This window comes from Ramlibacter sp. MMS24-I3-19 (genome assembly GCF_050320135.1).
Taxonomy (GTDB): domain Bacteria; phylum Pseudomonadota; class Gammaproteobacteria; order Burkholderiales; family Burkholderiaceae_C; genus Ramlibacter.
On sequence record NZ_CP190017.1, the window covers coordinates 74,783 to 87,389 of the forward strand.

Annotated in this window: 12 protein-coding genes and 1 tRNA gene; 6 read left to right on the forward strand and 7 right to left on the reverse strand. The window is 69.1% G+C overall.

Annotated elements, in window-relative coordinates; translation table 11 throughout:
• Nucleotides 1-40 precede the first annotated feature (40 nt).
• From ACPWT1_RS00415 to ACPWT1_RS00430, 4 genes are read left to right on the forward strand one after another with little or no spacing between them, the layout of a single operon-like run.
• A complete protein-coding gene (locus tag ACPWT1_RS00415; protein WP_427913479.1) occupies nucleotides 41-985 on the forward strand; it encodes a helix-hairpin-helix domain-containing protein in 945 nt (314 codons plus the stop codon).
• Entirely contained in the window at nucleotides 880-1,869 is a 990-nt protein-coding gene (locus ACPWT1_RS00420; RefSeq protein WP_427915618.1) for a hypothetical protein, read from the forward strand. The genes ACPWT1_RS00415 and ACPWT1_RS00420 overlap by 106 nt, the downstream gene beginning before the upstream one ends.
• A 10-nt stretch (nucleotides 1,870-1,879) precedes the next feature.
• Nucleotides 1,880-2,386 carry a CBS domain-containing protein gene (locus ACPWT1_RS00425; protein WP_427913480.1) on the forward strand — a complete coding sequence of 169 codons (507 nt, stop codon included), beginning with the start codon at nucleotides 1,880-1,882 and terminating at the stop codon, nucleotides 2,384-2,386.
• A 53-nt stretch (nucleotides 2,387-2,439) separates the two neighbouring features.
• Nucleotides 2,440-3,828, forward strand: a complete 1,389-nt coding sequence (locus ACPWT1_RS00430; RefSeq protein WP_427913481.1) for an FAD-containing oxidoreductase — start codon at nucleotides 2,440-2,442, stop codon at nucleotides 3,826-3,828.
• 48 nt (nucleotides 3,829-3,876) lie between these two features.
• Here the strand turns inward: ACPWT1_RS00430 and ACPWT1_RS00435 are convergent, their stop codons facing one another.
• Nucleotides 3,877-4,761 carry a LysR family transcriptional regulator gene (locus ACPWT1_RS00435; RefSeq protein ID WP_427913482.1) on the reverse strand — a complete coding sequence of 295 codons (885 nt, stop codon included), beginning with the start codon at nucleotides 4,759-4,761 and terminating at the stop codon, nucleotides 3,877-3,879.
• Nucleotides 4,762-4,907: 146 nt separating this feature from the next.
• Here ACPWT1_RS00435 and ACPWT1_RS00440 point away from each other — a divergent pair, with 146 nt between their 5' ends.
• Both ACPWT1_RS00440 and ACPWT1_RS00445 read left to right on the forward strand, forming a co-directional pair.
• A complete protein-coding gene (locus ACPWT1_RS00440) occupies nucleotides 4,908-5,888 on the forward strand; it encodes a tripartite tricarboxylate transporter substrate binding protein (protein WP_427913483.1) in 981 nt (326 codons plus the stop codon).
• Nucleotides 5,889-5,895: 7 nt separating this feature from the next.
• Complete coding sequence (locus ACPWT1_RS00445; RefSeq protein ID WP_427913484.1) at nucleotides 5,896-7,128, forward strand: M20 aminoacylase family protein; 1,233 nt, start codon at nucleotides 5,896-5,898, stop codon at nucleotides 7,126-7,128.
• Here the strand turns inward: ACPWT1_RS00445 and ACPWT1_RS00450 are convergent.
• The 6 genes from ACPWT1_RS00450 to serS form a co-directional block, all read right to left on the reverse strand.
• Nucleotides 7,117-7,761 (reverse strand): NADPH-dependent FMN reductase, encoded by a 645-nt coding sequence (locus tag ACPWT1_RS00450; protein ID WP_427913485.1) that lies wholly within the window; start codon nucleotides 7,759-7,761, stop codon nucleotides 7,117-7,119. The genes ACPWT1_RS00445 and ACPWT1_RS00450 overlap by 12 nt on opposite strands.
• Nucleotides 7,762-7,939: 178 nt before the next feature.
• On the reverse strand, nucleotides 7,940-8,485 hold the full coding sequence (locus ACPWT1_RS00455; protein ID WP_427913486.1) for a trimeric intracellular cation channel family protein: 546 nt from the start codon (nucleotides 8,483-8,485) through the stop codon (nucleotides 7,940-7,942).
• A gap of 9 nt (nucleotides 8,486-8,494) precedes the next feature.
• Nucleotides 8,495-9,763: an amidohydrolase gene (locus ACPWT1_RS00460; protein WP_427915619.1), complete on the reverse strand. Its 1,269-nt coding sequence runs from the start codon at nucleotides 9,761-9,763 to the stop codon at nucleotides 8,495-8,497.
• Between the two features lie 501 nt (nucleotides 9,764-10,264).
• Entirely contained in the window at nucleotides 10,265-10,576 is a 312-nt protein-coding gene (locus ACPWT1_RS00465; RefSeq protein WP_427913487.1) for a hypothetical protein, read from the reverse strand.
• A gap of 395 nt (nucleotides 10,577-10,971) precedes the next feature.
• Nucleotides 10,972-11,062: transfer RNA gene (locus ACPWT1_RS00470), tRNA-Ser, on the reverse strand.
• Nucleotides 11,063-11,115: 53 nt separating this feature from the next.
• Entirely contained in the window at nucleotides 11,116-12,426 is a 1,311-nt protein-coding gene (gene serS / locus ACPWT1_RS00475) for a serine--tRNA ligase (protein ID WP_427913488.1), read from the reverse strand.
• Nucleotides 12,427-12,607: the final 181 nt, after the last annotated feature.

Here is a 12,607-nt window from a genome sequence, read left to right on the forward strand (position 1 = left end):
TCCGGCAGCGATGGTGGCCGCCGTCGACAGACGCGACTTGATGGCGATCAAAGGCGATGCCACTGCCCCCGAACTCGCGGCGAATTTGAGCGGACGCAAGTCAAGCCAGTCCGGTGCCGGCCAACATTGGGTCATGAAGCAGCAGACCGGACAGTTCGGCAGGACGGCTGTCGCCGAAGCGCTCGACGACATGGCGGGACTGCTCGAGGTGCAGGGGGAGAACCCGTTTCGCGTGCGTGCCTACAAGACCGCCGCCCGCGTGGTTTCCAACCTTGCCCCAGGCATGCTGCTGGATGCCGGGAAGCTGGACGGGATGCGCGGGATCGGCAAGGACCTGGCCGCCAAGATCGTCGAAATCGCACGGACCGGCACGTGCGGCCAGCTGGACACGCTGCGCCTGCAGGTGCCGCCGGTGGTCCTGGAACTCCTGCACGTTCCCGGGATCGGCCCGCAGCGTGTGGTCGCCATGCGCCGCGCGCTGCAGGTCAACTCACTGGACCAGCTGCGCAAGGCCGCCGAAGAAGGCCGGCTGCGCACGGTCCACGGGTTCGGCCCGAAGCTGGAGCAGCGCATCCTCGATGCGCTGCATGCCAGGCTCGACAAGCGCGCACGCGTGCCGCTCGAGGAAGCGCTGGAAGCGGGCAGGCGGCTGCTTGGGGATCTCGCGTCCATGGAGGGCGTGCTCCAGGTCCTGAGGCGGGCAGCCTGCGCCGGCGCAAGCCGGATGTCGGGGACATCGATCTCCTGGCGATCTCGCGCAACCCGGCGGTCGTGGCAAAGCGCTTCACGTCCCTGCCGGCGGTGCGCAGCGTCATCGCGCGCGGCAGCACGCGCAGCAGCGTGGTGCTGCACGATCACGCGCTGCAGGTCGATCTGCGGGTGGTCGAGCCCGCCAGCACGGGGGCAGCCTGGGTCTACTTCACCGGGTCCAAGGCGCACAACATCGCGCTGCGCCGGATCGCGCAGGCCCTGGACCTCAAGCTGAACGAATACGGCCTGTTCCGCGACAACGAGCGGATTGCCGGCGCCACCGAGCAGGAGGTCTACGCCGCTCTCGGCCTGGACTGGATTCCGCCGGAACTGCGGGAAGACGACGGCGAGATCGAAGCCGCTCAGGCGCACGCACTTCCGGCCCTGGTCGAGCGAGCGGACCTGCGCGGCGAACCGGGCGTGCAGGCTGGCGCCGCAGGCGGCCACACGTTGCAGGCGATGGCCCAGGCGGCCCGGGCGCAGGGGCTGGCGTGGATGGCTGTCACCGCAACGACGTTCGGGGAGCGCGGCATCGATGCCGACGGGCTGGCCCGGCAGTCGGACGCCATCGATGTCCTCAATGAAGCCGTGCCCGACTTCACCGTCCTCCGGGGCGTCGAGGTGGAGATCCTGCGTGACGGCCGCCTGGCCTTGCCCGACAGCGTGCTGGAGCGAATGGAGGTGGTGGTCGGCTGCGTCCGCACCGACGTGGATCTGTCGAGGCAGCACCAGACCGACAGGCTGCTGCGGGCCCTGGACAACCCGCACCTGCGCATCCTCGGCGCCATGCACGGCGGTCGCTTCGACGTGGACTGGAGCCGCGTGCTGCACTCTGCCCATCAGCGCGGCTGCCATCTCGAGATGCAGGCAGGCTGCGACCAGCCCGATGCGGCCCTGTGCCGCCAGGCCCGCGACGCCGGGGTGCTGGTGAGCCTGAGCGCGCGCCCCTCGGCGCCCGCGGATTTCGCGAGGCTCGATCACGTCTTGTTCCAGGCCCGTCGTGGCTGGCTGCGCCGCATCGACATCCTCAACACACGCCCGCTCGACGAACTGCATGCGTTGCTGGCGCCCCGGCGCGGTGGCTCAGCGGCCCGACGGGATCGCCCGGCCTTGCACTGAAGGAGATCACATGGACATCTCAAGCCTCTGCCGCCGCGAGGTGGTCACGATCCGCGCAAGCGCATCCGTGCGCGAGGCTGCGGCAGCGATGCGCAACCAGCACGTGGGCGCCCTCGCGGTCACCGATCCCTACACGCCGGGCCGCGTGCTCGGCGTCGTGACCGACCGCGACATCGTCGTGGACCTGCTCGCCCTCGGCCATCCCGTCGACCAGCCCATTGGCTCCCTCTGCCATACGGGGCCGGCCAGCATCCCGGCTGCCGCCTCGCTCACCGATGCCGTGCAGGCGATGCAGCACGCCGGAGTCCGGCGGCTGCTGGTGCTGGGCGAAGACGACTCCGTCACGGGACTCGTCTCGATCGACGACCTGGTCGAAGCCGTGTCCGGCGAGCTGGATGCGCTGGCCGCCACGCTTCGCGATGGCGTGATCAGCGAGGGCTCTCGCGAACGGGCGCGGGCGCGCGCGGAAAGCGAACCATCGCCGCCCCCGCTCTACGCGGTCCGGCACGAACCCTGAGCGGCCCCAGCGTTCCCGTGTGGCCCGCCCAAGCTGGCGCCATCGGAGGCGACATGGACCAGGAGAGCTTCGACGCGATCGTGATCGGCGCCGGCCAGGCCGGCCCTTCACTCGCGGCCCGATGCGGCGGGGCCGGCATGCGGGTGGCACTCATCGAGCGCCATCTGCTGGGCGGCACCTGCGTCAACACCGGCTGCTACCCGACCAAGACCTTGGTGGCCAGCGCCCGTGCGGTGCACCTCGCACGCCGCGGCGACGAGTTCGGCTTCGCGACCGGCCCGGTGCGCGTGGACATGCGGCGCGTGAAGGCGCGCATGGACGGCATTGTCGGGGCCGCGCGCGCCGGCATGGAGCAGTGGGTGCGCGGTATGAAGGGGGTCGAGTGGATCACCGGCCACGCGTGCTTCACGGCCCCGCGCACTGTTCGCGTCGGCGGGCGCGCGCTGAAGGCGGACAGGATCTTCATCAACGTGGGCGCACGGGCGGCGCGGCCGCCGCTGGCAGGCATCGATGCCGTGCCTGCGCTGGACAATGCGTCGGTGCTGCAGCTGCACGAAGTGCCTCGACACCTCGTCATCGTCGGCGGCAGCTACATCGGCCTGGAGTTCGCGCAGCTGATGCGGCGCTTCGGCGCGGAGGTGAGCGTGGTGGAGCGATCGCCGCGACTGCTGCCGCGCGAGGACACGGATGTGGCCGCGGAGGTGCAGGCGATCCTCGAGCGCGAGGGTGTCCGCTTCCACCTGGCCTCCGAGTGCATCGCATTCGCACCGGGGGACGGAACGGTCCGCGTGCGCGCTCGTTGCGAACCCGAAGACATCTGGCTGGACGGCAGCCACGTGCTGCTCGCCATGGGCCGCACGCCCAATACCGGCGACCTGGGACTGGAAGCGGCCGGCATCCGTGCGGACAAGCGCGGGTACATCGAGGTGGACGACCAGTGCCGCACCAGCGCCGAGGGCGTCTGGGCGGTCGGCGAATGCAACGGCCGCGGCGCCTTCACGCACACGGCGTGGGACGACCACGAGATCGTCGCCGCCAACGTGCTGCACGGCGAGGCCCGCAGCGTGCGCGACCGGATCCCCTGCTACGCCCTCTTCACCGACCCGCCGCTCGGCCGCGCCGGCATGGGCGAGCAGGAAGTGCGCGCCACCGGCCGCCCCGCGCTGGTCGGGAAGCGCCTGATGCAACGCGTCGGTCGCGCGAAGGAAGCCGGCGAGACACAGGGATTCATGAAGGTGCTGGTCGACGCACAGACGCGGAAGATCCTCGGGGCGTCGCTCCTGGGCCTGGCGGGCGATGAAGTGGTGCACATCCTGCTCGATGCGATCGCCCACGGCATCACGGCGACCGCGCTGGCAAGGACGATGCATATCCATCCGACCGTGGCGGAGCTCGTCCCGACGCTGTTGCAGGAACTGCAACCACTTGGCGATCCTGGCTGACCTGCCGGGACCTGGGGCAGAAACCCCGCGGGCCGCAGGTGCGCGCGTTCAGTCGTGCAGCACCGTGCGCGCAAGCTCGCGCAGGATGGACAGCGACGCGGGCGCCGCGCGACCTGCCAGCGTCACCAGCCCGAAGCGGGCCGTCCCGGTCATCGCGGGCTTCATCGGCAGTTCCAGCAGGTCGGGGGCTGCTGCCCGGATGGCGAGCAGCACCGCATCGCTGGCGCGCACGACATCCACCAGGCTGGCGATCTCCTCGCACCGGAGCGTCACGCACTGCTCAGGGTGCGCCGCGGGTCCGTAGAGCTCCACGAGCATGCGTGCGACCTCGTCGCTCAGCGGCGTGGAAGCGATGGGGAACCGCCGCACCGCGTCGAACCGCAGCGGACCTCGCGTGCGAAGCAAGGGATGTCCCTTGCGGCACATGAACACGCCGCGCATCTCGGACAGGGTGGCCACGTGCAGGTCCGACGAGGGCGACAAGGACCGCGCGTCGACCACCAGGGCGTCGAGCTGGCGTTCGCGCAAGCCTTGCACCAGCCGCTCGGTCGTGCCCCGGCTGAGTGTCAGGTGCACCTCCGGATGATGGCGCGCCATTTCGAGCAGCAGCGGCGTCATGAGCATCGCGCCCGGCCCGGATCCCATCCCCACGCGCAGCCGGCCTGCGCGGCCCTCGCGCATGCGCCGGCTGCTGGCGGCGATCTCGTCGACCTCGAAGACGATCTGCCGGGCCCGCTCCAGGAACTCGCCGCCGAACGGCGTCAGTTCCACGCGGCGCCCGACGCGGTCGAACAATGCCTGCCCGAGTTCGTCCTCGAGCGCTCGGATGCTGCGACTCAGCGCCGGCTGCGTCAGGAACAGCCCTTCCGCCGCGCGGCTGAACGAGCCCGACTCGACGAGTGCGATGACATGGCGCAGCTGCACCAGCGTCATGGGCGTGGCAATCCATTCATCCAACTCATGCTAGCAGGACAACAATGCATTGGACATCATGGATCCCGATTCCTAGCATGCCCTTCACTTCCGCCGTCCGGCAGGAGCGCAAGCAACGACGGCGCGCCGCGCCGCAGGAGACAAGCATGAACAGGATCGCGATGAAGACGGTGGCCCTGCTCGCCGGCGCCCTGCTGGCGCTGGGCGCGCATGCGGACACCTATCCGGCCAAGCCGGTCAGCCTCGTGGTGCCGTATCCCGCCGGCGGTCCGTCCGATGCGATCGCGCGCATCTTCAACACGGCGCTCGGCAAGGAGCTCGGGCAGCCGGTCCTGGTGGAGAACCTCGGCGGTGCCGGCGGGACCATCGCCGCCCAGAAGGTCCTGTCGGCACCGGCGGACGGGTACACCGTGTTCCAGGGCTCGCCCAACGAAGTGATCCTGTCGCCGCTCGCGATCTCCTCGGTGCGCCTGAAGGCGGAGGACTTCCGCCTGGTGGCCCCGATCGCCGATGCCGTGATGGTGGTGCTCACGCGCAAGGACCTGCCGGTCAGCAACGTGGACGAGCTGATCGCCCTGGCGCGCAAGTCGGGCGACAAGCCCCTGAGCTACGGGAGCGTCGGCGTCGGCTCGCTCTACCACTTCATCGTGGAGAACATGCAGCAGGTCAGCGGCTTCAAGGCCACCCACGTCCCGTACAAGGGCAACGCGCCGCTGTTGCAGGACATCGGTGGCGGGCAGGTCGACTTCGCCGTCCTCGTGTACAGCGCGGCCATGGGCGCCATGGCGGACCAGGGGCGGCTGAAGGTGATCGGCCAGCTCGGGGCGCAACGGTCGGACCTGCTGAAGAACGTGCCGACGGTCAGTGAAGGCCAGGTGCTCAAGAACTTCCAGTACAAGACCTGGACCGGCTTCATGGTCCCGAAGAACACGCCGGAGCCGGTCGTGCAGCGCCTGCACGCCGCGATCGGCAAGACGTTGAGGGACCCCGACGTCATCTCCCAACTGAAGCTGCAGACCCAGGAGCCGTCGCCGGTGATGTCGCTGCCGGACGCAACCAGGTACTTCGAGACCGAAATGGCGCGTTATCGCGCCGTGGCCAAGTCGATCAACCTCCAGCCGCAATGACGCTTCGATGACCTACCTGCTGGACGCACTGGCCGAACGGGCCGGGGAATTCATCCGGCTGCGCCGCGACATCCACCGGCATCCCGAGCTCGCCTTCGAGGAACACCGGACCGCGGCCCTGGTCGCCGGCAAGCTGGAGGACTGGGGCTACGAGGTGGAGCGCGGCATTGGCGGCACCGGTGTCGTCGGCCGCCTCGTGCGCGGCGACGGCCGCCGTCGGCTGGGCCTGCGCGCCGACATGGACGCCCTGCCGATCACCGAGGCGAGCGGCCGCCAGTGGTCGAGCGAGCACGCCGGCGTCATGCACGCCTGCGGCCACGACGGCCACACCGCCATGCTGCTGGCCGCGGCACGCCACCTGGCCGAGCAAGGCCGTTTCAGCGGCACGCTGAACCTCGTGTTCCAGCCTGCGGAGGAGGGCGGTGGCGGTGCCCTGCGCATGATCGAGGACGGGCTGTTCGAGCGCTACCCCTGCGATGCGATGTTCGGCATGCACAACATGCCTGGCATCCCGCAGGGCCACATCGCCACCCGCGCGGGCCCGATGATGGCGTCCAGCGACTACGCCACCATCGTGCTGGCCGGTGTCGGCGGCCATGGCGCGATGCCGCACGAGACCGCGGACCCGCTCGTGGCGGCCGCCGGCATCGTCATGGCCCTGCAGACGATCGTCTCGCGCAACGTCCCTCCGTTGCAGCCGGCGGTCGTGACCGTGGGTGCGCTCAACGCCGGCCGCGCCAACAACGTCATTCCGTCGACGGCCACGCTGGAACTGACTGTGCGGTCCCTGGATCGTGGCGTGCGCGCGCTGCTCGAACGGCGCATCCGCGAGCTGGTCGACTTGCAGGCGCGCAGTTTCGGCGTACAGGCCGAGATCCAGTGGCGCAGCGGCTACTCCGTGCTGGTGAACACGCCAGCCGAAACTGCGTTCGCCCGGGATGTCGCGCTGGAGTTGCTCGGGCCCGATCGCGTGGCGGAGGCCGAGCCGCTGACCGGCAGCGAGGATTTCGCCTTCATGCTGGAACGCGTGCCGGGCAGCTACGTGCTGATCGGCAACAGCGACGCCGCCGCGGACCCGGCTACCGCGTGCATGGTGCATAACCCCGCGTACGACTTCAACGACAGCAACATCGCCGTTGGCTCCGCCTACTGGGTGCTGCTGGCCGAGCGGTTCCTGGCGATCGGCGAGCCTCAACACGCCGCCGGCCAGGCCGGTATTGCCCAGCGGCTATCCGGCTGAGCGGCCTGCGCTACGCGGGTCGGCTGCCTTCAGCGCGCGTGCAAGCTGGAGGAGCGATGCGACGACTCCTTCGACGGACTGGCGTGCCCGCTCCTCCTTCAGCCCGCCAGTGTCGTCAAACGCCTGGTCGGCCCGCGACAGGGCGTACTGGCGCGGGCTCACCACCATGGCGAACGCCATCTGCAGGTACTGCCGCAGGAAGTTCATCGAACGCAGTCCGCCGAGCGGCCCCGGCGAAGCAGACAGCAAGCCTGCCGGCTTGCCGGCCGTCGCGTGCAGCCCCGCCGTCCGGCTATCGGTTGCGGTAGTCCGGGACAACCAGTCGAAGGCGTTGATGACCAAGGGCGTGGGAAACCCGTTGTACTCCGGCGTGACGATCAGCAACGCGTCCGCGGACACGATCGCGTCGACCAGCTCGCCGGCGCCAGCCGGGACACCGTCGCTCGCCTCGACGTCACCGTCATAGACCGGTAGGCCCAACGTCCTCAGGTCCAGCAGCCGCACCAAGGCGCCATTGCGCTGCGCGATGCGCGCGGCCGCGCGCGCGAGCGCGAGATTCAGCGAGCCCGCGCGCGAGCTGCCGGGGAGCACGAGCAAGGAAACAGGGGTGCCGCCTGGTTGCGCGTCGGCCATTTGCGAAGCCCTCCTTTGCAGGTGAACCGATTCCGTGGAGATCGGCAAGCACGAACGTCGTGAGGGCAGGTCTAGTGCCCGCGCTCCGCCGGTTCGTTCGGCGGAGCCGCCGTCGGGAGTTTCCAGCCGTGCTTCATGGCCAGCACGCGCAGCCCGAAGCACAGGGCGGCCCCCGCCATCACTGCGGTCCGGCTGGCAGCTGCAACCGGTCCGCGGTCACCACGACGGCCGCCCCTGCCAACGCGGCCACCGCGTACAGCTCTGCACGCAGGACGGTCGGCACCTGGGCCAGCAGGATGTCCCGCGCCATGCCGCCCCCGATCCCGGTGAGCATCCCCAGCAACGTGGCCATCACCGGATTCAGCCCGTGTGCAAGCGCCTTGCTGGCGCCCGTGACCGCGAACAGCGCCAGGCCGGCAGCGTCGAACAGCAGCACCGGGTTCCACCGGCGCCGGATGTCCGACGGGAAGTAGAAGGTCATGATGCCCGCGGCGACGGACACCGCCAGGTAATGCCAGTCATTGATCGCCCCTGGCGGCACCACGCCGATCAGCAGGTCGCGCGTGATGCCGCCGGTGTTGGCCGCGGCGAAGGAGAGCACCAGCACGCCGAACAGGTCGGCCCGATGGCGCACGCCCGCCATCGCTCCGCTGATGGCGAAGACGAAGGTGCCGGCCAGGTCCAGGACATAGGGCAGCGAAGGGAGCGACACCGTCGAGAGCATGGCGCCAGTCTAGGCCGGCATCCACGCCCTTGCCGCGACCACCAGCGCTTCCACGCCTGTCCTCAAGGTGGGATGCAGGACAGGCGCGAACTTGGGGCTGTGGTTGACGGGCAGTTCCTGCAGCCGGTTCTCCCGCTTGGCTTGCGCGTAGACGCGTGGATCCGTGCCCCCGACGAACCAGAAGACCGAAGGCGTGTGCCAATCGGTGCCGAACGATCCGAAGTCCTCGCTGGTCGGCGCGGGTCCGGTTTCCCGCACCCGCTCCGCGCCGAAGTAGGCACGAAACGCCGCGACCAGTTTCTCGCTCGCTTCAAGGTCGTTCCTGTTGAGCGGGTAGTGATCGAGCACCGTGATTTCCGGCTTGCGCGGAGCGCCGGAGCCTTCCGCCTCCGCGTTCACGATGCGCTCGATGGCGGCCAGCACTCGTGCGCGCACGCCTTCGTCGAACGTGCGCACATTGAGCTTGATGAGCGCCTCGTCGGGGATGACGTTTTCCTTCGTGCCCGCTTGCAGCGCACCGATGGTGACGACGGCAGCTTCGGCCGCGGCGACTTCGCGCGAGACGATGCCCTGCAGGCGCATGACAGTGGCCGCGGCCATCACGACGGGATCGATGCTCGCCTGCGGCATCGATCCGTGCGCGCCGCGGCCGAACAGGCGGATCTGCAGGCTGTCCGCCGCCGACGTGATGGCGCCTGGCCGTCCCGCCACCATCCCAGCGGGACCGACCATCACGTGCTGGCCCAGCACGACGTCCGGCTTCGGGAACCGCTCGAGCAGGCCGTCGGCGATCATCGCCTTCGCCCCTTCGGCGGTTTCTTCCGCCGGCTGGAACACGGCCAGCAGCGTCCCTCTCCAGGCCGGGCGCGCGTCCGCCAGCAGCCGGCTCGCGCCAGCGAGCCACGTGACATGCATGTCATGCCCGCACATGTGCGACACGGGCACGGTGTGTCCGGTGCGGTCAGTCGCCGTGACCGTGCTCGCATACGGCAACCCGGTTGCTTCCTGGACCGGGAGTGCGTCCATGTCCGCGCGCAACATGACGGTCGGTCCCTCGCCGTTGCGCAGCACGCCGACCACGCCTGTGCCACCGAGGCCAGTCGTCACGTCGAAGCCAGCCGCCCGCAGGCGCTCCGCGGCCAGGGCTCCCGTGCGCTTCTCCTGCATCGAGAGCTCCGGATGCGAGTGCACGTCCTTGTACAGGCTTTCCAGGTCCGGGAGCATGGAATCCAGAGGGGCGAGCACTGGATCGGGTGACGGCAAGGGTGCATTGCTCATGAAGGCCTCCCAGTTCGGCTGTGTTCGACTGTCGCCCTGGCTCAGACGGGCTGCGCAGCATAGAAGTGCAGCGGGACGCCGTGGCTCGGCTGGCCGGTGACTTTGCGCAACAGCCTCACGCAAGGCTCTTCTGCGATCCCGCGACTTATGCAGTCGAAGCGCGGCAAGGCTTGATCACGCCAGCCTGACGCGGAGGGATGTAGCCGCTGTCGGCGATCACCAGGCGCGCGCTCATGGCGTTCAGGCGCCTCGCAGGGGACGCGCGCCGTCGCCCACGTATCCCTGCACGAGCTCGAGCGCGCGCCGGTCGATCCCGTGCCGAGCAAAGCGCCGCCGCAGCGGGGAATCGCACGTCGTCTGGCGTAGGCGAAAGCTGCTGCCGAGCTCCACCCTGGCCGCGCTCGCAGGGGCCAGATGGACGAAAGGATGCAGGTGTCATTTCCCAAGGCCAGCGCGGTAGCGCGGTGGCCTATGGGGTTGCCGTGCTCCTGGAGCGCGCGCCTAGGAGCTCTCGGGCGGAGGCTCGTGCCCCTCGAGCGTTCCGCGCTGCCGCAGGTAGCTGACTGACCCCGGACGTGTCTCGATGCGTCGGTGGTGCAGAGATTCCGCAAGCGTCTTCATCTCGTGCATCGCTTCATCGAATAGGGAATGCGCCTTGGCTCTTTTTGCTCGCGCGGTCTGCACGAGGTCGGGAGTCGGCGCGCAACCGCCCCTCGTTGTGTCGAGCATCGCGCGAACGAGCTGGCCCTCAGCCTCGCCTGCTTCCATCTCGGCAAAGAGCCATTCGTCAAGCAAGGGAGTATCGGGCTGCATGGCGCACCTGAATTTCGGTGCGTCTGCGAAGAAGTGACCTGCTGTCCAGGCTTGCTGGCTAAGGGCACAAGGAGAGCCAGCAGAGAGGTCGAATCGCTGCACTATACCCGCCTGGATGACGCAACTTCCGGGCGCGGCAACTACCGAATGGAAACGTCAGCGGGCCATGACTTGCAGTGGGTGCCCCTGGCGGGCATGGTTCCGAGTTCGTGGTCCGTTTGCCCGCGGCCGATTTCTCCACGCAAGGGACTCCGCCCGCGACGTGAGCCGGTTCCTCGCCGCGTCGAGTACGGCTCAGGGGAGTGTGCGAAGCGAAAAGCGCAGTCAAATCGATGATTGACGCTGTTCGTTCTGCGCGCCAACAGCGTCTCTGTGGTGCCAGCGAAGCAATTGACTGGCGGAGCAGGAGGGATTCGAACCCTCGATACGGGAGAACCGTATACCGGATTTCGAGTCCGGCGCATTCGACCACTCTGCCACCGCTCCTGAATTCGGTTCGCGTGGTGCGAAGCCCTGCATTCTAGCGCAGGCGCGGCGGCTCAGGGACGCAGCACGGCGGTTCCGCCCAGATAAGGACGCAGCGCCTCCGGCACGTCGACCCCGCCATCGGCCCGCTGGTAGTTCTCCAGCACCGCCACCAGGGTGCGGCCCACGGCCAGGCCGGAGCCGTTGAGCGTGTGGACGAGCTCGTTCTTGCCCTGCGCGGTCTTGAAGCGCGCCTGCAGGCGGCGAGCCTGGAAGGCCTCGCAGTTGGAGCACGAGCTGATCTCGCGGTACGTGTTCTGCGCCGGCAGCCACACCTCGAGGTCGTAGGTCTTGGCGGCGCCGAACCCCATGTCGCCCGAACACAGCAGCATGACGCGATACGGCAGCCCCAGCTTGCGCAGGATGGCTTCGGCGTGGCCGGTCATCTGTTCCAGCGCCTCGTAGCTGCGCTCGGGGTGGACGATCTGCACCATCTCGACCTTGTCGAACTGGTGCTGGCGGATCATGCCGCGGGTGTCGCGGCCGGCGCTGCCCGCCTCGGAGCGGAAGCAGGGCGTGTGCGCGGTCAGGCGGATCGGCAGCTGCGATTCGGGCAGCACCTCGTCGCGCACGAAGTTCGTGAGCGTGACCTCGCTGGTGGGGATCAGGTACAGCGGCTGCTTGTCTTCCTCCGACAAGCCTTCCTGGCCGCCCTTGCTGACGGCGAACAGGTCCCCCTCGAACTTGGGCAGCTGCCCGGTGCCGCGCAACGTGGCCTGGTTGACGATGTAGGGCGTGTAGCACTCCGTGTAGCCGTGCTCCTGCGTCTGCACGTCCAGCATGAACTGCGCGAGCGCGCGGTGCAGCCGGGCGATGGGGCCGCGCATCGCGGTGAAGCGCGCGCCGCTGAGCTTGATGCCGGTGTCGAAGTCCAGCCCGAGCGGCGTGCCCACGTCGACGTGGTCCTTCACTGCAAAGTCGAACTTGCGCGGCTCGCCCCACTGGCGCACCTGCACATTGCCGTGCTCGTCGGTGCCCACCGGCACGCTCTCATGGGGAAGGTTCGGCAGCGCCATCAGCAGCGCCTGGATCTCGGGCTGGATCTGCTCCAGCCGCTGCGCGGAGCGGTCGAGCCCCTCCTTGATCGCGCTCACCTCGGCCATCAGGGGCTCGGCCGACTCGCCTTTCGACTTGAGCTGGCCGATCTGCTTCGAGAGCTGGTTGCGCTTGGCCTGCAGCTCCTCCGTGCGGCTCTGGATGGTCTTGCGCTCCGCCTCCAGCGCCTTGAACGCGGCAACGTCCAGGTAGGGTTGGGGCGACTTGCGCGCCTCGAGCCGGGCGATGACCGCGTCCAGGTCCTTGCGAAGCAGGGTGATGTCGAGCATCGCCGGATTTTATTCGGCGCCTTCCTCGCGGCGGGCCCTCCCCTCTCCAAGGAGCCCCGGATGCAGATCGAGCGCTGTCCGAAGCGCGCAGGGTGGCGACGCGATTGGTCCGAGCACGGAACGACCCGCTCGCCGCGACCTCGCCGGCATCGCGTGAGCAAAATTGCAAGCGGTCCCAAGA